24 protein-coding genes are annotated in these 24321 nt (G+C 68.1%); 16 read left to right on the top strand and 8 right to left on the bottom strand.

The annotated features are described in order from the left end of the window. Positions 1-20: 20 nt before the first annotated feature. Complete coding sequence (locus DDE10_RS02660; RefSeq protein WP_284734402.1) at positions 21-2225, bottom strand: LPS-assembly protein LptD; 2205 nt, start codon at positions 2223-2225, stop codon at positions 21-23. 228 nt (positions 2226-2453) lie between these two features. Between DDE10_RS02660 and DDE10_RS02665 the strand changes: the two genes are divergently transcribed. The 3 genes from DDE10_RS02665 (at position 2454) to ndk (ending at position 5231) form a co-directional block, all read left to right on the top strand. After that, positions 2454-3926 carry a leucyl aminopeptidase gene (locus tag DDE10_RS02665; protein WP_284734460.1) on the top strand — a complete coding sequence of 491 codons (1473 nt, stop codon included), beginning with the start codon at positions 2454-2456 and terminating at the stop codon, positions 3924-3926. Positions 3927-4019: 93 nt separating this feature from the next. Beyond that, positions 4020-4745, top strand: a complete 726-nt coding sequence (locus DDE10_RS02670) for a TonB-dependent receptor (protein ID WP_114951149.1) — start codon at positions 4020-4022, stop codon at positions 4743-4745. Between the two features lie 63 nt (positions 4746-4808). Beyond that, complete coding sequence (gene ndk / locus DDE10_RS02675) at positions 4809-5231, top strand: nucleoside-diphosphate kinase (protein WP_114951150.1); 423 nt, start codon at positions 4809-4811, stop codon at positions 5229-5231. A gap of 42 nt (positions 5232-5273) precedes the next feature. Here ndk and DDE10_RS02680 read toward each other — a convergent pair whose 3' ends face one another. Genes DDE10_RS02680 through purM form a run of 3 tightly spaced genes read right to left on the bottom strand, consistent with a single transcriptional unit; the run spans position 5274 to position 7615 of the window. Further along, a complete protein-coding gene (locus DDE10_RS02680) occupies positions 5274-5927 on the bottom strand; it encodes a hypothetical protein (protein WP_114951151.1) in 654 nt (217 codons plus the stop codon). Beyond that, positions 5920-6528: a phosphoribosylglycinamide formyltransferase gene (gene purN, locus DDE10_RS02685; protein ID WP_114951152.1), complete on the bottom strand. Its 609-nt coding sequence runs from the start codon at positions 6526-6528 to the stop codon at positions 5920-5922. The genes DDE10_RS02680 and purN overlap by 8 nt, the downstream gene beginning before the upstream one ends. Next, positions 6521-7615 carry a phosphoribosylformylglycinamidine cyclo-ligase gene (purM, locus tag DDE10_RS02690; protein ID WP_114951153.1) on the bottom strand — a complete coding sequence of 365 codons (1095 nt, stop codon included), beginning with the start codon at positions 7613-7615 and terminating at the stop codon, positions 6521-6523. The genes purN and purM overlap by 8 nt, the downstream gene beginning before the upstream one ends. A 116-nt stretch (positions 7616-7731) precedes the next feature. On the opposite strand from purM, the gene DDE10_RS02695 reads away from it, so the two are divergent. The 4 genes from DDE10_RS02695 to DDE10_RS02710 are packed head-to-tail and all read left to right on the top strand — an operon-like array spanning position 7732 to position 13262. Continuing rightward, the gene (locus tag DDE10_RS02695) at positions 7732-8952 is read left to right on the top strand and encodes a heavy-metal-associated domain-containing protein (RefSeq protein ID WP_114951154.1); all 1221 of its coding nucleotides are present in this window, start codon (positions 7732-7734) and stop codon (positions 8950-8952) included. A 13-nt stretch (positions 8953-8965) separates the two neighbouring features. Next, positions 8966-9586, top strand: coding sequence for an HdaA/DnaA family protein (locus tag DDE10_RS02700; protein WP_114951155.1), 621 nt, complete (start codon positions 8966-8968; stop codon positions 9584-9586). Position 9587: 1 nt separating this feature from the next. Next, positions 9588-11756 carry an RNA degradosome polyphosphate kinase gene (locus tag DDE10_RS02705; protein ID WP_114951156.1) on the top strand — a complete coding sequence of 723 codons (2169 nt, stop codon included), beginning with the start codon at positions 9588-9590 and terminating at the stop codon, positions 11754-11756. Between the two features lie 15 nt (positions 11757-11771). Next, positions 11772-13262 carry a Ppx/GppA family phosphatase gene (locus tag DDE10_RS02710; RefSeq protein ID WP_114951157.1) on the top strand — a complete coding sequence of 497 codons (1491 nt, stop codon included), beginning with the start codon at positions 11772-11774 and terminating at the stop codon, positions 13260-13262. 26 nt (positions 13263-13288) lie between these two features. Here DDE10_RS02710 and DDE10_RS02715 read toward each other — a convergent pair whose 3' ends face one another. Both DDE10_RS02715 and rnd read right to left on the bottom strand, forming a co-directional pair. After that, positions 13289-13600, bottom strand: coding sequence for an I78 family peptidase inhibitor (locus DDE10_RS02715; RefSeq protein ID WP_114951158.1), 312 nt, complete (start codon positions 13598-13600; stop codon positions 13289-13291). Further along, positions 13597-14778, bottom strand: coding sequence for a ribonuclease D (gene rnd, locus DDE10_RS02720; protein WP_114951159.1), 1182 nt, complete (start codon positions 14776-14778; stop codon positions 13597-13599). Before rnd ends, DDE10_RS02715 begins: the two co-directional genes overlap by 4 nt. 204 nt (positions 14779-14982) lie before the next feature. Between rnd and aspS the strand changes: the two genes are divergently transcribed. From aspS to DDE10_RS02735, 3 genes are all read left to right on the top strand, one after another. Then, positions 14983-16800: an aspartate--tRNA ligase gene (gene aspS / locus DDE10_RS02725; protein ID WP_114951160.1), complete on the top strand. Its 1818-nt coding sequence runs from the start codon at positions 14983-14985 to the stop codon at positions 16798-16800. An 80-nt stretch (positions 16801-16880) separates the two neighbouring features. Next, positions 16881-17660 carry a polyphosphate kinase 2 family protein gene (locus DDE10_RS02730; protein ID WP_114951161.1) on the top strand — a complete coding sequence of 260 codons (780 nt, stop codon included), beginning with the start codon at positions 16881-16883 and terminating at the stop codon, positions 17658-17660. A 53-nt stretch (positions 17661-17713) separates the two neighbouring features. After that, entirely contained in the window at positions 17714-18106 is a 393-nt protein-coding gene (locus DDE10_RS02735) for a hypothetical protein (protein WP_114951162.1), read from the top strand. Positions 18107-18135: 29 nt separating this feature from the next. Here the strand turns inward: DDE10_RS02735 and DDE10_RS02740 are convergent, their stop codons facing one another. Then, positions 18136-18576 (bottom strand): winged helix-turn-helix domain-containing protein, encoded by a 441-nt coding sequence (locus DDE10_RS02740; RefSeq protein ID WP_114951163.1) that lies wholly within the window; start codon positions 18574-18576, stop codon positions 18136-18138. Positions 18577-18821: 245 nt separating this feature from the next. Between DDE10_RS02740 and DDE10_RS02745 the strand changes: the two genes are divergently transcribed. Continuing rightward, on the top strand, positions 18822-20102 hold the full coding sequence (locus DDE10_RS02745) for an epoxide hydrolase family protein (RefSeq protein ID WP_114951164.1): 1281 nt from the start codon (positions 18822-18824) through the stop codon (positions 20100-20102). A 73-nt stretch (positions 20103-20175) separates the two neighbouring features. Here DDE10_RS02745 and DDE10_RS02750 read toward each other — a convergent pair whose 3' ends face one another. Beyond that, a complete protein-coding gene (locus tag DDE10_RS02750) occupies positions 20176-20790 on the bottom strand; it encodes a glutathione S-transferase family protein (RefSeq protein ID WP_114951165.1) in 615 nt (204 codons plus the stop codon). A gap of 130 nt (positions 20791-20920) precedes the next feature. On the opposite strand from DDE10_RS02750, the gene DDE10_RS02755 reads away from it, so the two are divergent. The 5 genes from DDE10_RS02755 (at position 20921) to DDE10_RS02775 (ending at position 24311) form a co-directional block, all read left to right on the top strand. Continuing rightward, complete coding sequence (locus tag DDE10_RS02755) at positions 20921-21388, top strand: Lrp/AsnC family transcriptional regulator (RefSeq protein ID WP_114951166.1); 468 nt, start codon at positions 20921-20923, stop codon at positions 21386-21388. Positions 21389-21442: 54 nt separating this feature from the next. Beyond that, positions 21443-22576, top strand: a complete 1134-nt coding sequence (locus tag DDE10_RS02760) for a helix-turn-helix domain-containing protein (RefSeq protein ID WP_114951167.1) — start codon at positions 21443-21445, stop codon at positions 22574-22576. A gap of 61 nt (positions 22577-22637) precedes the next feature. After that, on the top strand, positions 22638-23354 hold the full coding sequence (locus tag DDE10_RS02765; protein WP_114951168.1) for a CPBP family intramembrane glutamic endopeptidase, BDIM_20840 family: 717 nt from the start codon (positions 22638-22640) through the stop codon (positions 23352-23354). Positions 23355-23457: 103 nt separating this feature from the next. Beyond that, positions 23458-23940, top strand: a complete 483-nt coding sequence (locus tag DDE10_RS02770; RefSeq protein ID WP_114951169.1) for a hypothetical protein — start codon at positions 23458-23460, stop codon at positions 23938-23940. Then, positions 23937-24311 carry a hypothetical protein gene (locus DDE10_RS02775; protein ID WP_114951170.1) on the top strand — a complete coding sequence of 125 codons (375 nt, stop codon included), beginning with the start codon at positions 23937-23939 and terminating at the stop codon, positions 24309-24311. The genes DDE10_RS02770 and DDE10_RS02775 overlap by 4 nt, the downstream gene beginning before the upstream one ends. The last annotated feature ends 10 nt before the right edge of the window (positions 24312-24321 follow it).

Here is a 24321-nt window from a genome sequence, read left to right on the forward strand (position 1 = left end):
AATCCTTGCTGAACCACAGCTTAGCGGCCCAAATTCCGCAACGCGACACGGAACAGGAAGGTGTTGCCCCGTCGCGCGTCCCCGGTGGTCTCATAGTCGCGCCGCCAGGTAACGCCAAGCTCGATGCAATCGTCGTCGTAGAGGATGCCGAGCCGATGGCGGACCGGCTCGAATCCGTCCGCGGACGAGAAGATGTCCTCCCGCCGGCTGGTCAGATCGACGACCGCCGATCCGAACACCGACCAGTAGCCTGCGAACCGGACGCGCCCCGCGACGCGGACCTCCTCGCGATCGCGCAGGTCCTCTATCGAAGTATTGATGTCGCGGTCGAGGCGCAGATAACCCACTGTCGCATAGGTCTGGCGGCCGCCGACGGTGGCGTCGATCTCGTTGCGGCGGATCGCGAAATTGTCCTTGTCGAGCCGGAAACGGTGGACGAAGCTGACCCGGCGGCCGATCCGGACCGTCGTCCGGCCGACGAAGTCGGAAAAGCGGTCGGACAGGCCCGTGCCGGGGGGCAGGATCGTCTCGCGGGTGCTGAGCCGGTAGCTCTGGCCGATATTGGTGCGCACCGACAGGCCGCGCAGGTCGACCGCCCAGTCGGCACCGTAGGTCATCCTGACGCCGTCCTCCCAGCGATCATAGCCCGGGAAGCGGTTGAGCGCGAACAGGTTGGAATCCTCGAGGTCGACCGAGCGGGCGTCCTCGTTGGGAATGTCGAGATTCTCGGTCGGCGGCGAGGCGACGAACTGTAGGCGCGGCGTCAGCCGCTGCGTTCCGCCCAGGAACTCGCCGACCAATGGCCAGCGCAGGTCGGCGGCGATGGCGCCGATGAACCGTCCGTTCCAGCCTTCCTCGCCGCGATAGATGACCGTCTGGGTCAGCTCGGTATCGTTGGCGTGGTAGACGTCGCCGCGGGCGAAGGCGGTGAGCACCAGCTCCTGGCCGAGCGAGGTGATCCCCCGCCGTTCCCAGCGCGCGCTGGCGAAGGCGCGCTGGCTGTCCTGACCTTCGGGGCGAAGGATGGAGAGGCTGTTGGCCTGGATCTCGATCTGGCCGCCCGCGAGCGGATCGTCGAGCCGCCAACGAGCGTCGATTGCGGGGATGGCGATCGGCTGCTGGCCGGCGACGTCGGTGATCCGCAGTCCCTGGAACGCCCAGCCGGCGACCGAGATATAGCTGTTCGCAGTGATCCGCTCGGCTTCGACGAAGGAGCGCAGCCGGTCGTCGCGGCTGATGTCGTAGCGGCGCAGGAAGGTGCGGTCGGTGACGTAGCGTCCGGCGGCGGTCAGGGTCCAGGTCGGGCTCAGCTGGAAGCGGCCATTGCCTTCGACATAGGCACGGACTCCCTCGTCCCGGTCGGGCGAGGGATCGTCGATCGGCAGGCGCGAGCCGTGCGTGACGTAGCCGCGCAGCTGAAACGCGCCGAGCGAGTTCAGCTCGCGATACTCGCCTTCCAGCATCGGCAGCACGTCGGAATAAACGTGCGGCGTCAGGGTCGCGTCGCGGTTGGGGCTGAAGCGCAGATAATAGGGAACGCTGACCTCGAAGCCGTTGCGGCGGCTGAACCGGATGTCGGGAACGAGGAGCCCGCTGCCGCCGCCTTGGCTTCCGTCGGGGTGCGAAAGGCCGGGCAGGGCGATGATCGGCGTTCCGAACAGGTTGAGGCTGGCGCCTTCGTAGCTGATCCGATGGCGCACCGGATCATGGACGACGCGCACCGCATTGATCTGCCAGGTCGGCTCCTTCGGGCATCCGTCCGGCCCGAGCACGGTACAGGGCGAATAGGCCGCGCGCTCGAGGGTGGTATAGCCATTCTCCCGGCGCGCCTGGACCGCGGCCAGCCGGCCGCCATCTTCGAGCACGAGCAGGAGATTCTGCACCATGCCGTCGCGCAGATTGTCCTCGAGCAGCACGCTGTCGCCATAAGCGACGTCGCCGGCCGGGCTGATGATGCGCACGTCCCCCTCCGCGCGAACCTCGCCGTTCACCCGGTTCCAGGAAACGCTGTCGGCGCTGAGATGATAGCCCTCGCGGTTCATCCGCACCGCGCCGGAAGCGGTGACGATGTCGGCATTCTGGTCGTAGGCGAGCTGATCGGCGCTGAACGCGATCTGGTCGGGAGTCTCGCTCACCGGCGCGGCCGGTTCCTGCGCCGCCGCCGCGAAGGGAATGGCGAGCAGCAGCGGCAGCGCGGTACGGCAGATCAGTCGAAGCGTCGTCACAAATCCCGCTGCTCTGGGTCCGGCCCTGAAGAGGCAAGGCGTGCCCGCCCTTGCTCAAGCGAGCGCAGCCTATTGCACCTGAGGCCGCCGCCTGCAATGGCGGCGCAATCTCTGGAGCGGGCGAAGCGTCCGCTTCAGCAATGGGTTGTCGCATCGCTGTCGCGGGAAAAGCGTTCCCCTATCCCGTACGATGCCGTCGCAGCCGCTCCGAGGGAGACAAGCTCAGTGATCAAGGTCAGTTTCGCCGCCAAGCGTCCCGAGGGCGCCTACGCCCTTGCCGTTCCGGTGCGCAGCGAGGACATGCTGCACGAGCGGCTCGCCGACCTAGACGAGGCGGCGCGGACGCTGGCGGCGCGGTCGGCCGAGGCGCAGCGTTTCGAGCGGGAGGTCGGCGCGATCGCCGAGACCTTCATCGACGAAGGCCAAACGGCCCGACGGCTGCTGCTGGTCGGCTATGGCACCAAGCGCAACGAGCCGGCGATCCACGAGCGCGTCGGCGGCGCCTTGACCGCGCGGCTGCTGACCTCGGGCGAGACGCGGTTGGTGGTCGACGCGACCGGACTAGACGGCCGCTCGGCGGCGCGGCTCGCCTTCGGCGCGGCCGCCCGCAGCTGGCGGCATGACGTCTATCGTACCCGGCTCGGTCGCAAGCAGCAGCCGACGCTGACGGAAGTGATCATCGTCGGCGCCGACGCAGGCGCCGAGGCGGAGTGGACGCGAGAGCGGGCGGTGCTGGCGGGGCTCGACCTCACCCGCCGCCTCGTCACAGAGCCGGCCAACATCCTCTATCCCGAGACGTTCGTCGAACGCTGCCGCGAGGCGCTGGAGGGATTGGGAGTCGAGATCGAGGTGCTCGACGAGAAGGCGATGGCCAAGCTCGGTATGGGTGCCTTGCTCGGCGTCGGCCAGGGATCGGTCCGGCCACCGCGGCTGCTGGCGATGCGCTGGAACGGTGCCGACGCCTCGAAGCGCAACGTCGCCTTCGTCGGCAAGGGCATCACCTTCGACACCGGCGGCATCTCGATCAAGCCGGCCCAGGGCATGGAAGCGATGAAGTGGGACATGGGCGGCGCCGGCGCGGTCGCCGGAACGATGCTCGCGCTGGCGACGCGCAAGGCCAGGGCCAATGTCGTCGGCGTGTGCGTGCTCGCCGAGAACATGCCCGACGGCAATGCCCAGCGGCCGGGCGACATCGTCACCTCCATGTCCGGTCAGACGATCGAGGTGATCAATACCGACGCCGAGGGACGGCTCGTCCTTGCCGACGCGATGACCTGGGTCCAGCGCCAGCACAAGCCCGAGGTGATGGTCGATCTCGCCACCTTGACCGGCGCGATGATCATCAGCCTGGGCCATGAATATGCGGGTCTTTTCGCCAATGACGACGGACTCGCCGACCGGCTCGCCCAGGCGGGGCTGCAGAGCGGGGACAAATTGTGGCGGCTGCCGATGGGCGACGCCTATGACAAGATCATGGACTCGCCGATTGCCGACATGAAGAACAGTGCCGGGAGGGAAGGAGGCTCGATCACCGCCGCCTGCTTCCTCGGCCGTTTCGTCGAGGAGGGGGTCAAATGGGCCCATCTCGACGTCGCCGGCACCGTCTGGGCCGACAAGCCGGCGCACCTCTACGACAAGGGCGCGACCGGCTTCGGAGTGGCCTTGCTCGACCGCTACATCGCCGACAATCACGAGGGTTGAGGGCCATTTCCCGCTCTCCGGCGGCGGGGAAGTATCCATTGACCGCAGCGCCGGCGCGCGCGACATTCCTTGCCGTCGATGGGGGAGGGGGTCATGATCCTGGTCGCGCGTCTGGCCTCGTTGCTGGTCCTGCTCGCGCCCGCCCAGGCGGTGGCGCAGGAACTCGCCGAGGCCGAGGTCGTCGTCACCGGCGCGCGCCGCGAGGCTGACGATTTCGAAGAGAGCCGGCCTGCGATCGGTCTACGCCGCACCGCCGACTTTGCGGTGATGGGGGTGACCATCGCCGGCGATACCCGCGACTCCGATCGGCGGCGCGAGGAGATATGGGCGATGGTCCGCAGCGCGATCGAGGTTGCCGGCCGATCGGGCGTCGAGCTGGCGACCGGCAATTTCGTGCTCGAGCCGCTGACCCTCGCCAATCACCGCAACCTGCAATTGCTGAACGACGGTCGCCCGGACACTGACCGGGTCTATTTCCTCGCCAAGGTCCGGCTCGGGGCCGGCGGCGACGCCGCCGCCGCGATCGATCGTATCCAGCGTTTCGTTCGGGCCGTCCCCCCGTATGGCCGCGCCGAAATGCGCGCGTCGGGCGATCTGACTCTCTCCGTCGTCGGCCCGGACCAGTATCGCGGACAGATACTCGACCTCATCGCCGCCGATTCACGGGCGACGGCGGCGCGCTTCGGTCCCGCTTATGCGGTCACCGCAAGTGGGCTCGACCGGCCGGTGGAGTGGATGCGTGCCGGCCTCACCGAGATCTTCCTCTATGTGCCCTACAATATCGTCGTCGTTCCGACGGACCAGAGCGGCTTGCCCTGACCCGCCCCGCTCTCTAGAGACCCGGCCGATTCACGTCCCTCCAGACACGGAGCTTTCTCGGCCATGGCGACCGAACGCACCTTCTCGATCATCAAGCCCGACGCGACCCGCCGCAACCTCACCGGCGCCATCACCAGGATGCTGGAGGAGGTCGGCCTGCGCGTCGTCGCCTCGAAGCGCATCCACATGACGAAGGAGCAGGCGGAGGGCTTCTACGCCGTCCACAAGGAGCGGCCCTTCTTCAACGATCTCGTCACCTTCATGACCTCCGGCCCGGTCGTGGTCCAGGTGCTCGAAGGCGAGAATGCGGTCGCCCGCAACCGCGAGGTGATGGGCGCGACCAATCCGGCCAATGCCGACGAGGGCACGATCCGCAAGACCCACGCCGAATCGATCGAGGCAAACAGCGTCCATGGCTCGGACAGCCTCGAAAATGCGAAGATCGAGATCGACTTCTTCTTCAAGCCCGAAGAAATCGTCGGCTGATCCGGACGCCTCCCCGCACCATCGCGGGGAGCGGCGCTCGGGTCAGTCCTGCGCGGGCCGCCGTGCGTGCCACAGGGCGTCCAGCCGCGCCTGTGCCTGCGCGGGCGCGACGGACTCGACCCGCGACAGGCCGCGCAGTCGCACATCGTCACCATTGAGGAGGCCGCCCTCCTCGATCCGATAGCCGACGTCGTAGATGGCGACGTCCTCATGGACCGATCCGCCGCTGAAGAAGCGGGTGGTGATCGCCACGGGCAGCCGGAGGTCGCCGCGCTGCCGCCCGGCATCGTCGGCGGCGCGGACCAGCGGCCGTCGGAACCACGCGGCCTCGATGCGGGCGTCGCTGACCGTCTCGACCAGCGCGACCTCGAGGGCGGCGGGAAAAGCGATCGTCTGGGTCTGGACGGTCTGCGCCGCGTCGGCCGGGGCGAGGCTGAGCCGGGATCCCGTCCGATCGGGAACTCCGCGGAGCAGCAAGGTCCGCGACGCGGCCCGGCTCTTCTCCCGTGCCTCGACCCGCTCCGTCTCCTCGGCCGTGCGCTGCTGGTAGTTGTTCCACAAGGTGAGGCCCGAGATCACCACCGCGGTGACGCCCAGAATCTCGGCAAGGGTCAGCCAGCGGCGGCGGACCCGCGCTGCCTCGCTCGCCGGAGTGGGAGCGGTCGCGGGATCGGGCAGAGGCGGCTCGTCACTCATCCTGCGCCTCCTCCTCGGCCGCCCGCAGCGCCCTCGCATAGTCCTCCAGCGCCTTCGGATAAAGACGATGCTCGACCTCGAGCACCCGTTCGGCAAGGCTGTCGGCATCGTCGCGCGGCAGGATCCGAACGCGCTCCTGGGCCACCACCGGGCCGGAATCGAGATCCGCGGTGACGACATGGACGGAGCAGCCGCCAAATTCGTCGCCGGCGACGATCGCCCGCCGGTGGGTGTCGAGCCCCTTGTGGAGCGGCAGCAGGGAAGGGTGGATGTTGAGGATCCGCCCCTCCCACCCCTCGACGAATTCCGGCGAGAGCAGGCGCATATAGCCGGCAAGCGCGATCAGCTCGACCTCGTTGGAGCGCAGGGCGGCATCGAGCTGCTCGTCGAAGGCGCGGCGATCGAGGCCCTTGTGGCTCAGCGACCAGGTCTTGATCCCGAGCCGCCTGGCCAGCACCAGCCCGCGGGCCTCCGGAACGTTCGAGGCGACGAGGACGATCTCGTAGGAGCGGTCGTGATCGCGCCTTCTATGCTCGGCGAGCGCGAGCATGTTCGATCCGCGCCCGGAGATGAGGACCGCGACGCGGACCTTGTCAGCCATGGAAGGCGGCGCTCCAGGCCTCGCGGCCGAACCAGGTTCCGGCCCTTCCGGACACGGTGCAGCCGCGCGCGCCGGATTCGACCCGGCCGACCTCGAACACCGTCTCGCCGGCCTGCGCCAGAGCGGCCGTCACCGAGGCGGCATCATCAGGCCTGACGATGGCGACCATGCCGATGCCGCAATTGAACGTCCGCGCCATTTCCGGCGGCTCGATCTTCCCCTCTGCCTGGAGGAAGGCCATCAGCCGCGGCTGCGGCCAGCTCCCGGCATCGATATCGGCATGGAGATGGTCGGGCAGGACGCGCGGCACGTTCTCGAGCAGGCCGCCGCCCGTGATGTGGGCGAGCGCGGCGATCCGTCCGTCGCGTATCGCCGGGAGCAGGGAGCGCACGTAGATCCGCGTCGGCTCCATCAGCGCGTCGACGAGCAGCCTTTCCTGGTCGAACAGGGCCGGCCGGTCCAGCTTCCAGCCCTTGTCGGCGGCGAGCCGCCGGACCAGCGAGAAGCCGTTCGAATGCACGCCCGACGAGGCGAGGCCGAGAATGACGTCGCCGTCGGCGACGCGCTCTCCGGTCAGCGCCTCGCCCCGCTCGACGGCGCCGACGCAAAAGCCGGCCAGATCATAGTCGCCGGCGGCGTACATGCCCGGCATCTCGGCCGTCTCTCCGCCGATCAGCGCGCAGCCGGCGATGCGGCAACCCTCGGCGATCGAGGCGATGACCCGTTCGGCGACCTGCGGCTCCAGCTTGCCCGTCGCGAAATAGTCGAGGAAGAAGAGCGGCTCGGCGCCCTGCACGACGAGGTCGTTGGCGCACATCGCGACGAGATCGATGCCGACGCCGCCATGGCGGTCATGATCGATCGCCAGCTTGAGCTTGGTGCCGACGCCGTCATTGGCGGCGACGAGCAGCGGATCGCGGAAGCCTGCGGCCTTGAGGTCGAAGAAGCCCCCGAAGCCGCCCAGCGAGGCGTCCGCGCCCGGCCGCGCCGTCGCCCGGGCCAGCGGCGCGATCGCTCGGACGAGGGCGTTGCCGGCGGCGATGTCGACGCCTGCTTTGGCGTAGGTGTAGGATTCCGGTTCGCTCATCCGCTGCCGCTTAACGGGGTTCTCGCCGAAACGGAAAGCGCTTTTGCCCCCTTGCGCGCAGGCGGAGAGCCGAGAAGCGGCTTGGCTTCGACCGATCAACCGGCCAAAAGGCGCCCGTGAAGCGTCTTCGCACTATTCCCGCTCTGGCGATTCCGGTCGCCCTCGTTCTTTTGGTCGCCGGAACCGTGATGGTTCAGGCGCAGCTGGAAGGCGCGGATCGCGGGATTCCGCCGATCGACAGCACCAGCAATCTCGAGGTCAACGGCATCGAGGTCGACGTCTCCGCCGAGGATTCCGAGCGAGCGCGGGTCGAGGGTTGGCGCCGCGCTCAGGCCGAGGGCTGGAAGATGTTGTGGTCGCGCACCACCGGCCGTCCGGCCGCGCAGGCGCCGCGCCTGACCGAATCGGTCTTGAATTCCATCGTCTCCGGGATCGTCATCGAGCAGGAGCAGATCGGCCCGACGCGCTACATCGCCCGCCTCGGCGTGCTGTTCGACCGAGCCCGCACCGGGCAGATGCTCGGCGTCCAGGGCCTGGTGCGCCGCTCGGCACCGCTGCTGGTCATCCCGGTGATGACGACCGGCAGCACGCCCTACAGCTTCGAGTTCCGCAACGAATGGCAGCGCGCCTGGGCGCAGTTCAGGACCGCGGGCTCTCCGATCGACTATGTCCGCACCTCCGGCGCCGGCGTCGATCCGTTGCTCCTCAACCGCGCCCAGACCGGTCGGCGCGGCCGCGGCTGGTGGCGGATGGTCCTCGACCGATATGGCGCCGCCGACATCCTCGTTGCCGAGGTCGCCCTGCGACGCCTTTATCCCGGCGGTCCGGCGATCGCCACCTTCACCGCGCGCTTCGGCCCTGACGGCCAGGTGCTCGGGCGGTTCGCGCTTCGCGCCGCCGGCAGCGAGCAACTGCCGCGGATGATGGACGAAGGCGTGCGTCGGATGGACGCGATCTACGCGCGCGCGCTCGGCGCCGGGCTGCTGCTACCCGATCCGAGCCTGGTCATCATCGAGCCGGAGGTGCGCCGGGAAATCGAGGAGTCGGTGATCGACCTCGATCTGCCGGAGCCGACGACGACCCTGCCGTCCGCCCCCGCGGCGACGTTCAACATCCAGGTCGAGACGCCGGATCCGGGATCGGTGCAGAACGCCGAGGTCTCGGTCAGCCGGGTCAACGGCGTGACCTCGGCCATCACCACCAGCCTGGCGCTGGGCGGAACCTCGATCATGCGGGTGACTTATACGGGAGATGCCGCCGCGCTGCAGGCGGCGCTCCAGTCGCAAGGTTGGCAGGTCCAGGCGGTCGGCGGCAATACGCTGCGGATCAGCCGCTGAGGAAAGGGCATCGGTGAACCAGATCGCGCTGCCGCTCGATTGGCCGGTGGCGGACCGGGAGGAGGATTTCCTGCTTTCCGAGAGCAACCGCGCCGCCTTCGAGCATCTGCGGCGCTGGGCGCTCTGGCCCGTGATGGCGACCTTGCTGACGGGGCCGCGCAAGTCTGGGCGGAGCCTTCTTGGCCGGATCTTCGTCCGCAAGACGGGCGGGCGCTTGTTCGACAATGCCGAAAGCCATGACGAGGAGGCGCTCTTCCATGCCTGGAACGAGGCTCAGTCGTGTCGTAAGCCGCTGCTGGTCGTGGCCGACGCGCCGCCGCCGCGCTGGTCCATCGCGTTGCCGGATCTGGCTTCGCGGCTCGCCGCCACGCCGCAGGTCGAGATCGGTCCGCCCGACGACGCGCTGCTCGGCCAGCTCGTCGTCAAGCGGCTCGGCGATCGCGGGATCGCCGCGCCGCCCGATCTGCCGGAATATCTCGTTCCCCGAATCGAACGGACCTACGTGGCAGCGCTGGAGGTCGTGGACGTGCTGGACCAGGTAACGCTTTCCCATCATCGGCGCATGACGGTGCCGCTGGCGAAGCGAGCGCTGGAAGAAGCCGGGCTGATCGGCCGCGCGCGGAACCGCGCCTGAAATGGACCGGCCCGCCCTTCCGCCTGCCGAGGTCGCCACGACGGCGAGCCCTTCCGAGCGCGAGCCCCTCTACTTCAATCGCGAGCTTTCCTGGCTCGCCTTCAACCGCCGGGTGCTGGAGGAGGCGTCGAATCCCGCACATCCCCTGCTCGAGCGACTGCGCTTCCTCTCCATCTCCGGAAACAATCTCGACGAATTCTTCATGGTCCGCGTCGCCGGACTGAAGGCGCAGCAGCTGCTCGAGGTCGAGGAAAGGTCGGCCGACGGGCTCAATCCGGGCCAGCAGCTGGCGGCGATCGCCGCCGAGGCGGACGCGCTGACCGCGGCCCAGCAGGAAGTGTGGTCGGCGCTGCGCGGCCTGTTGCGCGAGGCCGGTGTCGCCGTGGTCGGTTCCGACGAGCTGGAAGGGGAGGAAGGGGAGTGGCTCGAACGCCATTTCGCCCATCACATCTTCCCGGTCCTCACACCACAGGCGATCGATCCCGCGCATCCCTTCCCGTTCATCCCGAATAAGGGCTTTTCGCTGATCTTCGACCTGCGACGGATCGCCGATGGGGAACCGATCCGCGAGTTGCTGATGGTGCCCTCGACGCTGCCGCGCTTCATCAGGCTTCCCGGCAGCGCGGTTCGCTACGTCGCGATCGAGACGGTCATCCGCCGCCAGGTGGAGACGCTCTTTCCCGGCTATGAGCTTCGCGGCGGCGGCGCCTTCCGCATCATCCGCGACAGCGACATCGAGATAGAGGAGGAAGCGGAGGATCTCGTCCGCTACTTCCGCACCGCGATCAAGCGCCGCCGGCGCGGCCGCGTCATCCGCCTGAAGCTCGCCGCCGACATGCCGGAGGAACTCGTCGCCCTGGTCCGCGAAGGGCTGGACGCGAGCGAGGCCCTGGTCTTCGAATCGACGGGCTTCCTCGGCATCGCCGATCTCCAGCTGCTCGTCGAGGAGGATCGGCCGGACCTCAAATTCCCTCCTTTCTCGCCGCGCTTCCCGGAGCGCATCCGCGAATATGGGGGCGACTGCTTCGCGGCGATCCGCGCCAAGGACATCCTCGTCCACCATCCCTATGAGAGCTTTGACGTGGTCCTCGCCTTCCTGCGCCAGGCGGCGGGCGATCCGGACGTGGTCGCGATCAAGCAGACGCTCTACCGCGCCGGGAAGCAATCGGCGGTCGTCCGAGCGCTCATCGACGCCGCCGAGGCAGGCAAGTCGGTCACCGCGGTTATCGAGCTCAAGGCGCGCTTCGACGAGGAGCAGAATCTGATGTGGGCGGCGGCGCTCGAGCGCGCCGGCGTGCAGGTGGTCTACGGTTTCATCGAATGGAAGACCCACGCCAAGATGTCGATGGTCGTGCGGCGCGAGGAAGCCGGCTACCGCACCTACTGCCATCTTGGCACTGGCAACTACCATCCGGTGACGGCGCGCATCTATACCGACCTCAGCTTCTTCACCGCCGATCCGCGCGTCGGCCACGACGTCTCTCACATCTTCAACTACATCACCGGCTATATCGAGCCGCGCGGTCTCGAACTGATCGCCATGTCGCCGGCCAGGCTTCGCGACCGGCTGGCCGAGCTGATCGACCGCGAGGCGGACCATGCCCGGGCCGGGCGCCCGTCGGGCATCTGGGCGAAGATGAATTCGCTCGTCGACCCGCACATCATCGACCGTCTGTACGAGGCGAGCCGGGCGGGGGTGGACATCGACCTCGTCGTGCGCGGGATCTGCTGCCTGCGCCCGGGCGTGGAAGGTCTCTCCGACAATATCCGGGTCAAGTCGATCGTCGGCCGCTTCCTCGAGCACAGCCGGATCTGGTGCTTCGGCAATGGCGGCGAGCTGCCCAATCCGGGCGCCGATGTCTATCTGAGCTCGGCCGACTGGATGCCGCGCAATTTCGACCGGCGGGTGGAGATCGCGGTGCCGATCGAGAATGAGACGGTGAAGGCGCAGATCCTCGACCAGGTGATGGTCGCCAACATGATCGACAACGAGCAGAGCTGGCGTCTCGATGCGGAAGGCTTCTATCATCGGCTGAACCCGGGCGACGATGCCAAGCCGTTCAATCTTCACCACTATTTCATGACGAACCCATCGCTATCCGGCCGCGGTGCGGCCTTGCGGTCGCGCGGCGCCTTTCCCCGGAAGCTGCAGCTTCCGCGCGGCCACTGACGTTCGCCCGTCGCCATGTTCGCCTCCAGTCCCGTCGCCATCGTCGATATCGGCTCCAACTCCGTCCGGCTCGTCGTCTATTCGGGCGCCAAGCGGATTCCCTCGATCATCTTCAACGAGAAGGTGATGGCCGGTCTCGGCCGCGACGTTGCCGAGACCGGGTTGCTCGACGAGGGGGCGCAGGCGCGGGCGCTGGCGGCGCTCGAGCGGTTCAGGCTGCTGACCCGCCAGATGGGCGTGGTGCGGACGCGCGTCGTCGCGACTGCCGCGGTGCGCGAGGCCGCGAACGGCGACGCCTTTCTCGACCGGGTCGGTGCGCTCGGCTTCGAGCCGCGAATCCTGAGCGGGGACGAGGAAGCGCGAATGGCTGGCCTCGGCGTGGTCTCCGCCATCCCGGATGCCGACGGGATCGTCGGCGACCTCGGCGGCGGAAGCCTCGAGCTGGTCGAGCTGCGGGGGCGGCGCATCCGCCGCAGCGCCTCGCTGCCTCTCGGCGTGCTCAAGCTCGACCGGGTCGCCGAAGTCGGCGAGGCGACCTTCGCCAAGAGAATCGCCAAGTCGGTCGCCGCCGCCGGCTTCGATCGGGCGGCGGAAGGGCGTCCTTTCTACCTGGTCGGCGGCAGCTGGCGCGCTCTCGCTACGGTCGAGATGGGCGTGTCGGGCCATCCTTTGCCGATCACACACCAGCATGTGATGGCGCCGGCGCGGCCCGCCGAGCTTCGCGAAGAGATCGCCCGGATGTCGCGCGAGCAGCTGCGGGCGATCCCGGCATTGTCCGCCGGCCGAATCCCGACGCTGGCGCGGGCCAACCAGCTGCTCGAGGCACTCATCCGGATCCTGCGGCCCGACAGACTGATCGTGTCCAGCTTCGGCATCCGTGAGGGGCTGCTCTTCGACGACCTGGAGCCGGCGCAGCAGGGGCTCGATCCGCTGGTCGAAGCCGCGCGGGACGTCGGTGCCGGGCTCGGCCGCTTCGTCCAGCATGGCGAGCGGCTCGATGCCTGGCTGGCGCCCGTCTTCGACGATCCGCCGGAGCGCGCGCGGCTGCGTCTCGCCGCCTGCCTGCTCGCGGACATTGCCTGGGCGGCGCATCCCGACTTCCGCGCCGAGCGCGGAATCGACATGGCGTTGCACGGCAATTGGGTGGCGATCGACGCGCCGGGCCGGGTGATGCTCGCCCAGGCCCTGTTCTCGAGCTTCGGCGGCGGCAGCCGGCTCCCTTATCCCAAGGTCGCCGCCTTGTGCCCGGCGGAGTCGCTCGAGCGGGCGTCGCACTGGGGCTATGCCATCCGGCTCGGCCAGCGGCTCAGCGGCGGCGTCGAGATCGGGCTCGAGCGCTCGCGGCTAAGTCGCGATGGCGACCGGCTGGTCCTGACGATCGCGGCGGGCGAAGCGGCGCTGATCGGCGAGACCGTCGAACGCCGGCTCAAGACGCTGGCTACGGCGATGGGGCTGAAGCCGGAGAAGGTGATCGGGCGCGACGCCGGGCGCACGAGACGGAATTAGGGTCTAGAGGGGCCCGCGGCGCGCGTTCAACCGCAGGCGAGGCGCTCCACCTTGTGCTCGGCATCCAGGTGGATGTTCAGCCGGTCCTCGCGAAAATCCATCGTCACCGCGTCGCCGGGGCGGATCCAGCGCAGCGCCCGCGCGCCGCTCCTCCGCATCGCCTCGGCGCCAAGCTCGCTCGTCGGCGCCCGCCCGACGAGATCGCCCAGTTGGTCGGCCTGGCAGGTCCCGCCGCCGCCGGGGGCGGGGGTCGCCTCGCCTTCCGCCGGCACGGTGGTGCAGGCCATGGTCATCGTCAGGGCGCCGATCGCCAGGATCGCGGCTGCTGCTCGTCTCATGCGATTGTCTCCGCTTCGGTTCGGGTCATGACCAGTTTGCCCCCGCGTATCGCGAAGGCGAGTCGTCCCTCGACGAGGTCGAGCGCGTCGCGGCCGAACTCCTCGTAGCGCCAGCCCTGGAGGATGCCGAGACCCTCGCGACGGCCGGCGGCGAGCTGCTCGAGCTCCTCCGACCGGGCGACCAATCGCGGCGCCACGTTGGATTCGCGCGCGCGGATCTTGAGCAGGAGCTTGAGCAGGTCGGCGACGAGCGCGCCTTCACGGCCCAGTCCGGGCGAGCGCTCCTCGCGCGGCGGCAGCTCCGAAGCCGGCAGCGGATCGGCATTCACGAGCACCTCCATCATCCGCGCGCCGATGTCATTGCCTTTCCAGGCGGCGCTGAGGCCGCGGACCTGGCCGAGCGCCTCCTGCCGGGCCGGCGGATGCATGGCGACGTCGGCGAGCGTCTCGTCCTTCATGATCCGGCCGCGCGGCAGGTTCTTCGAACGCGCCTCGAGCTCGCGCCAGGCGGCGAGCGCCTTCAGCCGGCCGAGCACCTCGGGCTTGCGGCTCTGGATCTTCACCTTCTTCCAGGCCTGGCCCGGGTCGTTCACATAATTGGCCGGGTTCGAGATGCGCTCCATCTCCTGGTCCAGCCATTCGCCCCGGCCGGTGCGCTTGAGGCGCTCGAGCATCTTCGGGAAGAGCTCGGCCAGATGGGTGACGTCGCCGATCGCATAGTCGATCTGGCGGCGGTCGAGCGGCCGGCGGGCCCAGTCCGTGAAGCGGGCGCCCTTGTCGAGGCTGCGGCCGAGCAGCGATTCGCACAGATTGGAATAGCCGACCTGCTCGCCCAGCCCGAGCGCCATTGCCGCGATCTGCGTGTCGAACATCGGATGCGGCGTGCCGCCGGTGAGGTTGAAGATGATCTCGATGTCCTGGCCGCCGGCATGGAAGACCTTGAGCACATGCTCGTTGTTGACCAGCAGGTTGAGCAGGGGCGTGAGGTCGAGCCCCTCGGCCTTCGGATCGATCGCCGCCGCCTCCTCGTGGCTCGCGACCTGGAACAGGCACAAATCGGGCCAATAGGTATTCTCGCGCATGAATTCGGTGTCGACAGTGACGAAGTCGGCACGGGCGAGACGTTCGCAGAGCTTCTCGAGGGTCTCTGTGTCGGTAATCAGGGGATGGATGTGCATTGGCGGCCCTCATAGCGGCGCGTCCCCGTCTGACAAAGCGCCTTGCGCGGTGCGGTTTCCCTCGACCGCATTTTTTCGAGCCTGTGGATGCTCTCGCCGGGCGATCGCCGCCTTGACAAATGAGGGCGCGGAGCTGTTAGCAGCGCCCCTGCGCGGCCGTGGCGGCGCGCATTCTCAGCCACACCGAAGGAAAGACCGGGATCGATGCACGCCTATCGCACTCACAATTGCGGCGAGCTCAGGGAGGGGCATGTCGGTACCCGGGTCAAGCTTTCCGGCTGGGTCCATCGCAAGCGCGACCACGGCAATCTGCTGTTCGTCGACCTGCGCGACCATTACGGCATCACCCAGATCGTCAGCGACGTCGCCGACGAAGCCTTCAAGACGCTTGAGGGACTGCGGGTCGAATCGGTGATCACCGTCGAAGGCGAGGTCGTCCGCCGCGACGCCGAAGCGGCCAATCCCAACCTCGCTACCGGCCAGATCGAGATCCATGCCGACGCGGTCGAGGTGCAATCGGCCGCGCAGGAGCTCCCGCTTCCGGTCTTCGGGGACCAGGAATATCCGGAGGAGATCCGCCTTCGCTACCGCTATCTCGATCTGCGGCGCGAGCGGCTCCACAACAATATCATGCTGCGCAGCCGGGTGATCAGCTCGATCCGAGGACGGATGATCGACCAGGGCTTCACCGAATTCCAGACGCCGATTCTCACCGCGTCGAGCCCCGAGGGCGCGCGCGACTATCTCGTCCCGAGCCGCGTCCATCCGGGCAAGTTCTACGCGCTCCCGCAGGCGCCCCAGATGTTCAAGCAACTGCTCATGGTTGCCGGCTTCGACCGCTATTTCCAGATCGCGCCCTGTTTCCGCGACGAGGACGCCCGCGCCGACCGCTCGCCGGGCGAGTTCTACCAGCTCGACTTCGAGATGAGCTTCGTCACGCAGGAGGACGTGTTCGCCGCGATCGAGCCGGTGCTCGCCGGCGTCTTCGAGGAATTCGCCGACGGCCGCTCGGTGACGCCGGCCGGCCAGTTCCCGCGCATCCCCTATCGCGAGGCGATGCTCAGATATGGCAGCGACAAGCCGGACCTCAGGAATCCGGTCCTGATCTCCGACGTCACCGACCATTTCCGCGGCTCCGGCTTCGGCCTTTTCGCCCGCATCATCGAAGGCGGCGGCATCGTCCGCGCCATCCCCGCTCCGGGCACCGCAGAGAAGAGCCGAAAATTCTTCGACGACATGAACGAATGGGCTCGTTCGGAGGGCCATGCCGGCTTGGGCTACATCACCCAGAAGGGCGGCGAGCTCGGCGGGCCGATCGCCAAGAATCATGGCGAGGAGGCGACCCGGCGGTTGGTCGAGACGCTCGGCATCGGCCCCGACGACGGGATCTTCTTCGCCGCCGGAAAGCCCGATCAGGCGGCCAAGCTCGCCGGCGCGGCACGAACCCGCGTCGCCGAGGAGCTCGGGCTCATCGACAGGAATCGGTTCGACTTCTGCTGGATCGTCGACTTTCCGATGTACGAATATGACGAGGAGCGGAAGCAGGTCGATTTCAGCCACAATCCCTTTTCGATGCCGCAGGGCGGGATCGAGGCGCTGGAGACGAAGGACCCGCTCGATATCCTGGCATTCCAGTACGACATCGTCTGCAACGGCGTCGAACTTTCGTCGGGTGCGATCCGGAACCACCGGCCCGACATCATGTACAAGGCGTTCGAGATCGCCGGCTACAGCCGCGAGGATGTCGACACCAACTTCTCGGGCATGATCAACGCCTTCAAGTTCGGCGCGCCCCCTCACGGCGGGTCGGCGCCGGGAATCGACCGCATCGTCATGCTGCTCGCGGACGAGCCGAACCTGCGCGAGGTCGTCCTTTTCCCGATGAACCAGCGCGCCGAGGATCTGATGATGGGCGCTCCCGGCGAGGTCACGGCCAAGCAGCTGCGCGAGCTCCACATCCGCCTGGTGCCGCCCTCGGGCACCGCCGACAAGGACCCGGCGCGATCGGTGGCGCCGGAATAGGTCACGCTATCTCCCTTCCCTGGTTTCAGGGAGGGGAAACGGTCTTCGACAATCGCCGTCCGAGCCGATATGCCGGCCCGATGCCGATCAATCTCTGGGACTATGAAGCCGGCGACTCTTATGGAGGGGACTACAGGAAGGACCTGAAGGACCTCCAGGAAGAGGTTTCCCGCCTGTTCGTCGCCAACCATGTCCATGGCCGCCGCGCGATCGTCGTGGTCGAAGGCTGGGACGCGAGCGGGAAGGGCGGGGCGATCCAGCGGCTGACGGCGGAATGCGATCCGCGAAGCTATCGGGTGTGGCCGATCACCGCGCCGACCGAGGAGGAGAAGGCCCGCCACTATCTCTGGCGGTTCTGGCAGCGGCTGCCGCGCGCCGGCGAGATCGCGATCTTCGACCGGAGCTGGTACGGACGCGTCCTCGTCGAGCGGGTCGAGGGCTTCGCCACCGATGCGGAGTGGCGCCGCGCCTATGACGAGATCAACGAGTTCGAGGCGCAGCTCGCCGCCGACGGGGCCCTGATCGTCAAGCTCTTCTTCCACGTCACCCAGCAGACCCAGGACGCGCGCTTCCGCGCCCGCCTCGCTCATCCGTGGAAAAGGTGGAAGGTCACCGAAGAGGATCTGCGCAACCGCGGCCGGCGCAAGGCCTATCTCGACGCGCTGCGCGACATGTTCGACCGCACCGACACGCGCTGGGCGCCGTGGAGCCTCGTCGACGGGAATGATAAGAAGGCGGCACGGATGGCCGCGCTGCGTCATGTCGCCGACGCGCTCGGCGCCGCTCTGCCGGCCGAGCCGCCGCCTATCCGTCCCGAAATGGAACAGGTCGCCGCCGAGCTTCTGCAAGGGCGCGATTGAGCCGGCGGAAGGTGGTAGACCCGCCCTGAACGTCAAGAACAGGGAGGCCGGCGATGCGGCTGCGCGCAATGAGGATGATCCTGGTCGGAGCCGCCGCGGCCATGACGGCCGGGTGCGTCAGCGACGGCTATCATGGCGGTGGCGGTCCTTATGGCGGCTATGCCTATGACGGGGGCGATTGGGCGGGCGAGCGGCGCGCTTATGGCGGCGACCTGCGCGGCCCCGGTGTCCCCCTGCTCGATCCCTGGCTGACCGAGACCGAGGAGGGTCGGGCGATCGTCACCGTCGGCTTCTACGATTCGGCGGAGGGCTTCGTCAGCGAGGAGATCGCCCACCGCGCCAATATCTGGTTCCGGCGCTATGCCGACCATGATCGCGACATGCGCATCACCGACCCGGAGATCCGCACCGCTCTGGTCGCCGCCGCCGGCCGCTACGTGCGATAGGGAGGCCGACCCGGCGACCCCGGAGGCTTTCAGCGGGCCGGAAGCGGCCACCAGCTGACCCGGATCGGCTGGAGCGTCCAGCTGCGCGAAGGTTCGGGCCGACGCTCGTCGGCGAGCATGTAGCCCCGGCCGATCACGGTCTTGATGAGGTCGCGGTCGTGGCCGAGCGCCTTGCGCAGCATCGCCATCTGGAAGCGGAGATTGCCCTCGGCAACGAACGTGCCCGGCCACACCGCCTGCATGATCCGGTTCTTGGAGACGACCGACCCGCGGGAGCGGAGCAGCACGATGAGCAGGTCGAAGGCGCGTCCGCCGATCTTGACCGGCCGCTGCCGCCGCAGCAGCAGCCGCGCCGCAGGAATGGCGACGAGATCCCTGAAGCCGATCGGCGCCGGCGGGCCGGTATCCGCCGCCAAGGGCTCAGAAGCAACGATCGGAGGGGCGGGGGCGAAGGGCGTCTGTCGAGGCATGTCCCGTCTCCAGGCGGGTCCGACGGAGCCGGCTCGCACCGCTGGGCCTTCGTCGTCAACATAGCTCGAACGCCGGGACGAGGACAGTCCCGCCGCTGACCGGGCCGCCGACGACGCCCGATGGCGGTCGGGCTCATTCGATCTAACGCCGGCAAATGCCGACTAACTGGGCTCGGCGGCGGGGATGAGCGCATTTCCCGAACCGGCAGGCCCCCGCCTGTCCCTTGCCGACGAGGAGTAGCGCCATGTCCGGTTCCGTCCCCGAAAATACGCTTCCCGCCACTTCCGCCGCACCGGTCCACGACTCCGCGGCTCCGCCGGCCTTCGCGATCGGCGGCGACGTGCGCGACCCGGGCGCTTCGATCCGTCCCTTCCGGGTCGAGACCAATGACGAAGCGCTCGCGGATCTTCGTCGCCGGATCCTCGCGACCAACTTTCCCGATCGGGAGACCGTCGAAGACGCGACGCAGGGCGTTCAGCTCGGCGTCATCGGCAAGCTCGCCGCTTACTGGGCGACCGACTATGACTGGCGTCGGTGCGAGGCCCGGCTCAACGCCCTGCCGCAATATCTCACCGAGATTGACGGACTGGACATCCACTTCATCCACGTCCGCTCGCCGCATCCCGATGCCTTGCCGCTCATCGTCACTCACGGCTGGCCGGGCTCGATCGTCGAGCAGTTGAAGATCATCGGGCCGCTGACCGATCCGCCCGCGCATGGCGGAAGCGCCGCGGATGCCTTCGACATCGTCATCCCGTCCATGCCTGGCTACGGCTATTCGGCCCGGCCGACCGGGACCGGCTGGGATCCGCCGCGTATCGCCCGCGCCTGGACGACGCTGATGCGGCGCCTCGGCTACGACCGTTTCGTCGCGCAGGGTGGCGACTGGGGAGCGCTCGTCACAGAGACGATGGGCGTGCAGCGGCCGCCGGAGCTGGTCGCCATCCACACCAACATGCCGTCGGCCGTGCCGCCCGAGATCTGGCAGGCCTTGCCCAGCCACACGCCGCCGCCCGGCCTGTCGGCCGATGAGCTCTTCGCGTTCGAACGGCTCGACTTCTTCTTCACCCATGGCCTTGCCTACGCGCAGGAAATGGGAAGCCGGCCGCAGACATTGTACGGGATCGCCGACTCGCCGATCGGGCTCGCCGCCTGGTTCCTCGATCACGATCTCAAGAGCTACGAGCTGATCGCCCGCGTCTTCGATGGAGAGAACGAGGGCCTGACCCGCGACGACGTGCTCGACAACATCACCGTCACCTGGTTGACCAACACCGCGATCTCGGCCGCGCGGCTCTATTGGGAAAACAAGACCGTCTTCTTCCAGCCGCTCGGCGTCGAGATCCCGGTCGCGATCAGCGCTTTTCGCGACGAGCTCTATCAATGCCCGCGCAGCTGGGCGGAACGGACCTATTCCCGGCTCCTCCACTATAGCCGGCACGACGTGGGCTGCCATTTCGCCGCCTGGGAACAGCCCGCTCTGCTCAGCGCCGACCTGTGGGCCGCCTTCCGGCCGCTGCGCTGAACCTGCCGCGGACGGCAGATTTCGCCGAGACCGGGGCAAAGGCCGCGAGATCCTTTCCCAGGCGCTTGCTTCCTTAGTCGCGGGTTTCGCCATGGAGCGGCGTTGCCCGCATCGACGGGCGCTCGGTCATGTCGACGAACCAGCGCCACAAGATGGCGTGGTCGCGGAAGCTGGGCAGATCGCGGAACAGCAGCCAGTCGAGCGTCGTCGCCAGGGCGATATGCCCGACATGCAGCCGTTCGCGCACCTCGAGCTCGCGATCGAGCCATCGATAGGCCATGTGCAGCTTGTGCTCGTATCCGGTCCGAAGCGGTGCAAAGCGAAAAGCGGGCGGACGTCGCTCGCTTTCCCATCGGACCGCGATACCGGCGTCCGCCATGCCTTGCGCGACGGCCTGCATCTGCAGGCCCCGCCAGCGCCGCTCGCCTTCGGCCGGGATCAGCTTCTCGCCCTCGTTGAGCGTGTCGAGATAGGCGCAGATGACATCGGAGTCGAAAATGGGCGGCCCGTCGGCTCGCTCCAGGACAGGCACCTTGCCGAGCGGGTTAAGCGCGAACACCGCGTCGTTCGAGCGGGTGGGGCTCGTCTCGTGCGGCTCGACCAGGAGACGATCGGCGAGCCCGGCCTCGTGCGCGAAGACGAGGACCTTGCGCGCGAACGGTGAGTGCGTCTGGTAGAGAAGCTTCAAACCGGTTCTCCCTCGAATGGTCGCAGCTTGAGAGGAAGAGGACCATAAGCCTGGGCGATGCCGTTCTACGGCAAAGACGGAGGCGATTGTGCCGCGATAATCCGCGAAAGCGGTCTATGATGCGGCCGAAATGGTTCTCGACCGCTACGACCGACAGCTGCTCGACCTCGTCCAGGAGGACAGCTCGCAGACCGCCGAGCGCCTCTCGGAGCATGTCGCGCTATCGGTCTCCGCCATCCAGCGCCGACTGCGCCGCCTGCGAGAGGAAGGCGTGATCGTTCGCGATTGCGCCGTCGTCGATCCGCAACAGGTCGGCCGACCGACCTTCTTCATCGTCGCGCTTCAGGTGGAGCGGGAGCGGCCGGAATTGCTTGCGCAGCTGCGCCGTTGGCTCGCGGCCGAGCCGCAGGTACAGCAGGCCTATTACGTCACCGGCGAAGCGGATTTCATGGCGGTGGTGACGGCGCCGGATACGGAGAGCTTCGATGCGCTCATGGGACGCCTCGTGGCCGACAATGCCAATGTCCGACGGTTCACGACGAATGTCGCTTTGGGTATCGTCAAGCGCGGGCTGAGTATCCCGGTGGACCAGAGGTAGAGCGGTGACGCGAAGGCCATGGCTGCGGTCCGCCGAATGCCCTAGCCGGTACTCATGAGCCTGGGGCAAGCCGACCTCGCCGTGCGGATCGGCGCGATCACCATCCTCCTCCTCCTGGCGTCGCTGCTGTTCCGGCAGCGCCGTGCGCTGGGTGCGCCCGCCTGGCTGTTTCCACCGCTCGCTCTCTGCCTCTCCGGTTTCCTCGCCGGCAACACGCCCGAGGCCTCGCTTCGCCCGGACGGCGTCGCTGGAGCGGCCGCCAATCTGGCCAGCGGTTTCGCGGTCGTCTTCCTTTGGTGGTTCTGCCTGGCCTGCTTCGACACGCGGTTCAGGCTCAGGGGCACCGTGCTGGCCGTCGGCCTGCTCTGGGCCTTCATGGCGGCCATGGACCGCGGGCTCTTCGGCAGCGCCGCGGCCGACATCGACTGGTCCTATCTGCTCGTCGTCCTGGGTTTCGCGATCGTCGCCCATCTCGTCTGGAGGCTGGTCTCCGAACGCGGCGGCGACCTGGTTCAGCGGCGGCACGATGCCCGGATCCTGGTTGCGATCCTGCTCGGTGGCCAGCTCCTCGTCGACCTGGCGGCGGATGTTCTGTTCGGCTTCGCGTGGCGACCGATCGCCTTTTCGTCGGCGCAGAACCTCGCCATCCTCGGCTTCGGTGTGTGGCTGGCGGCGCGGCTACTGACGATCCGGACGGAGGCGTTCAGCTTCGGCGGAATCGTGGGTCCTCCGGCGACGACGACCCCGATGATCGGAGCGGACATGTTCCCTGAGGAGGACGCGCTGCGCCCCCGGCTCAGGGCGCTGATCGAGGAGGAGAGAGTCTTCCTCGACTCCGAGCTGACCTTTGCGGGCTTCGTCGAGCGCATGGGCGCGCCGGAACGAATCGTCCGGCGGCTGATCAACCACGAACTGGGCTTCGATCACTTCCGCACCTTCCTCAACCATTACCGGGTGGCGGAAGCCCGCCGCCGCCTGCGCGACCCCCTTCGATCCGGCGACAAGCTGATCGCGGTTGCGCTCGACAGCGGCTTTGCCTCGCTCGCCAGCTTCAACCGCGTCTTCAGGGACATGGAAGGGTGTGCGCCCTCCCGGTTCCGCGAGGCGGCGCGAGTGGAAGGAATCGACGAAGCGGCAGGTGAAAAGGCTCCCGTGCCGGGTTTCGAGCAGCGATCCGCCATGTTTTGAGAAGCCGATCCGGCCGTCGCCCGCTAGTCGGAAGTCCTCTTGGACGACGGGGTGAGGACGGGTGAACGGATTGATCGGACTGGGTGCGACCCTGGGTCTCCTCCTGCTGGCGGGAGGCCTGATCGGCCTGTCCAACCGCGAGGGATTCGCGCCGCGCTGGCTGCTGGTCGCGGCCGTGCTGGTGGCCGTGAACGACATCCTTCTCACCCGCGGATACGGCACGATCCCCGACCTGTTCACTGGGAGCGACTGGAACTGGCAGGGCAAGCTGGCCGCGTTGGCGGCGTCGCTGGCCATCGCGGCATTGCCGGTCTTCGGCTGGCGCAAGGTGGGACTGACCCTGGCCCATGCCCCCGGCAGCCTGAAGCCTTCCATCCCGGTCGTGCTCCTCTATTGCGCCTTCTTCCTCGCGCTCGCGGCGGCCTTTCCCAACGGCGAAGCCGATCGCGAGCTAATCGCCTTCCAGCTCACCATGCCGGGCCTCGAGGAGGAGATCTTCTATCGCGGCATCCTGCTGCTGGCGCTCGATCGAGCCTTCGCCGGCCGGGTCCGGTTCCTGGGGATCGAATGGGGCTGGGGCGCGATCCTCTCCTCTTTGCTGTTCGGGATGACCCACGCCTTCGGCTATGCCGACGGTGCCTTCTCGCTCGACCCGATGGCCCTGGCCCTGACCGCGCTGCCCTCGTTCATCGCAATCTGGCTGCGGGTGCGGACGGGCAGCCTCCTGCTTCCGGTCTTCCTGCACAATTTCGGAAACTCGATCCTGCTTTCCGTGTAGACGATCGGACCTGGGTGGCATGCGGCCTTGTTTCGCCGCCGCCACGACCTTCACCCCATGTTCACGTGCCGGAGCGGCATGTCGTTTTGGCAAAGGAAGGCTGATGACCACCGCCATTCTGCCGATCGCAGTGCCCGCCGTCGCACCCTCGCATCCCGAGACACGGCACTGGCGAGACCCGGTCCGCATCCTGTGGGCGGCGCTGCTGCTGGCGGGCATGCCGGCGACTGCCCGGGGACAGGCGCCCCGGGTTCCGGTGCCGATCATGGCCGGCGACCCGGCCGCGTCGCTCGCCTGCTCGACCGCGTCGATCATGAACCCCGACCGCCACAATGGCCTCGTCCCGGTTCGCGCCGGACCTTCGGTACGCGAGCGGGCGCTTGCCCGCCTTGCCGACGGGGAAGCGGTGTTCGCCTGCATCCGCCGCGGCGACTGGTTCGGAATCGTCTTCGAGGCGCCCGGCGAGCGGACGGGCTGCGGCCTCGGGCCGGCGCCTTCGGTCTCCGAAACCTATTCCGGACCGTGCCGGTCGGGATGGGTGCGTTACCGCCATCTCGGCGGTTACGCGGACTGGATCAGTCCGTGACCTCGCGCCGGAGCGCACCAGCGGCACGGGGTCGATCGATCCTCGTCGCCTTCTCCTGGCTCCTGCTCGTTGGAGCGGCGTCGCCGCCGAGCCCGCCGGACCGCCCCGAGGTCGTGGCTGGCCTGTCGGTGCAGTGGAGGGCGGCGCTTTCCGGCGCCTTCGACCTCTTCGCGCAGGAGCGCAATCGCGATCCCGACTGCTTCTCGGTCCATGCCTCGGTCGAGGGGGAGGCGCTGCTGGTCCATTTTGTCGCCGGCCGGCCGCTTCCGCAGGACGCGCATGTGCGCGGCTGCTGCACGAGCTGCGGCACGAGCATCGCCTTCCTGATGTCGCGCGAGGGCAGGCTGCTGCGCAGGATCGCCGTGCGCTGAGACGTGAGGA

Origin of the sequence: Sphingosinicella terrae, assembly GCF_003347635.1 — a bacterium.
Lineage (GTDB): Bacteria > Pseudomonadota > Alphaproteobacteria > Sphingomonadales > Sphingomonadaceae > Allosphingosinicella > Allosphingosinicella terrae.

What these genes read in the sequence shown, in the direction of transcription:
- DDE10_RS02670 (WP_114951149.1), top strand. Translation starts at nt 4,020, where the DNA reads ATGATCCTGGTCGCGCGTCTGGCCTCGTTGCTGGTCCTGCTCGCGCCC.
- ndk (WP_114951150.1), top strand. Translation starts at nt 4,809, where the DNA reads ATGGCGACCGAACGCACCTTCTCGATCATCAAGCCCGACGCGACCCGC.
- DDE10_RS02680 (WP_114951151.1), bottom strand. Translation starts at nt 5,927, where the DNA reads ATGAGTGACGAGCCGCCTCTGCCCGATCCCGCGACCGCTCCCACTCCG.
- purN (WP_114951152.1), bottom strand. Translation starts at nt 6,528, where the DNA reads ATGGCTGACAAGGTCCGCGTCGCGGTCCTCATCTCCGGGCGCGGATCG.
- purM (WP_114951153.1), bottom strand. Translation starts at nt 7,615, where the DNA reads ATGAGCGAACCGGAATCCTACACCTACGCCAAAGCAGGCGTCGACATC.
- DDE10_RS02705 (WP_114951156.1), top strand. Translation starts at nt 9,588, where the DNA reads ATGGACCGGCCCGCCCTTCCGCCTGCCGAGGTCGCCACGACGGCGAGC.
- DDE10_RS02710 (WP_114951157.1), top strand. Translation starts at nt 11,772, where the DNA reads ATGTTCGCCTCCAGTCCCGTCGCCATCGTCGATATCGGCTCCAACTCC.
- DDE10_RS02715 (WP_114951158.1), bottom strand. Translation starts at nt 13,600, where the DNA reads ATGAGACGAGCAGCAGCCGCGATCCTGGCGATCGGCGCCCTGACGATG.
- rnd (WP_114951159.1), bottom strand. Translation starts at nt 14,778, where the DNA reads ATGCACATCCATCCCCTGATTACCGACACAGAGACCCTCGAGAAGCTC.
- aspS (WP_114951160.1), top strand. Translation starts at nt 14,983, where the DNA reads ATGCACGCCTATCGCACTCACAATTGCGGCGAGCTCAGGGAGGGGCAT.
- DDE10_RS02730 (WP_114951161.1), top strand. Translation starts at nt 16,881, where the DNA reads ATGCCGATCAATCTCTGGGACTATGAAGCCGGCGACTCTTATGGAGGG.
- DDE10_RS02735 (WP_114951162.1), top strand. Translation starts at nt 17,714, where the DNA reads ATGCGGCTGCGCGCAATGAGGATGATCCTGGTCGGAGCCGCCGCGGCC.
- DDE10_RS02740 (WP_114951163.1), bottom strand. Translation starts at nt 18,576, where the DNA reads ATGCCTCGACAGACGCCCTTCGCCCCCGCCCCTCCGATCGTTGCTTCT.
- DDE10_RS02745 (WP_114951164.1), top strand. Translation starts at nt 18,822, where the DNA reads ATGTCCGGTTCCGTCCCCGAAAATACGCTTCCCGCCACTTCCGCCGCA.
- DDE10_RS02755 (WP_114951166.1), top strand. Translation starts at nt 20,921, where the DNA reads ATGGTTCTCGACCGCTACGACCGACAGCTGCTCGACCTCGTCCAGGAG.
- DDE10_RS02760 (WP_114951167.1), top strand. Translation starts at nt 21,443, where the DNA reads ATGAGCCTGGGGCAAGCCGACCTCGCCGTGCGGATCGGCGCGATCACC.
- DDE10_RS02770 (WP_114951169.1), top strand. Translation starts at nt 23,458, where the DNA reads ATGACCACCGCCATTCTGCCGATCGCAGTGCCCGCCGTCGCACCCTCG.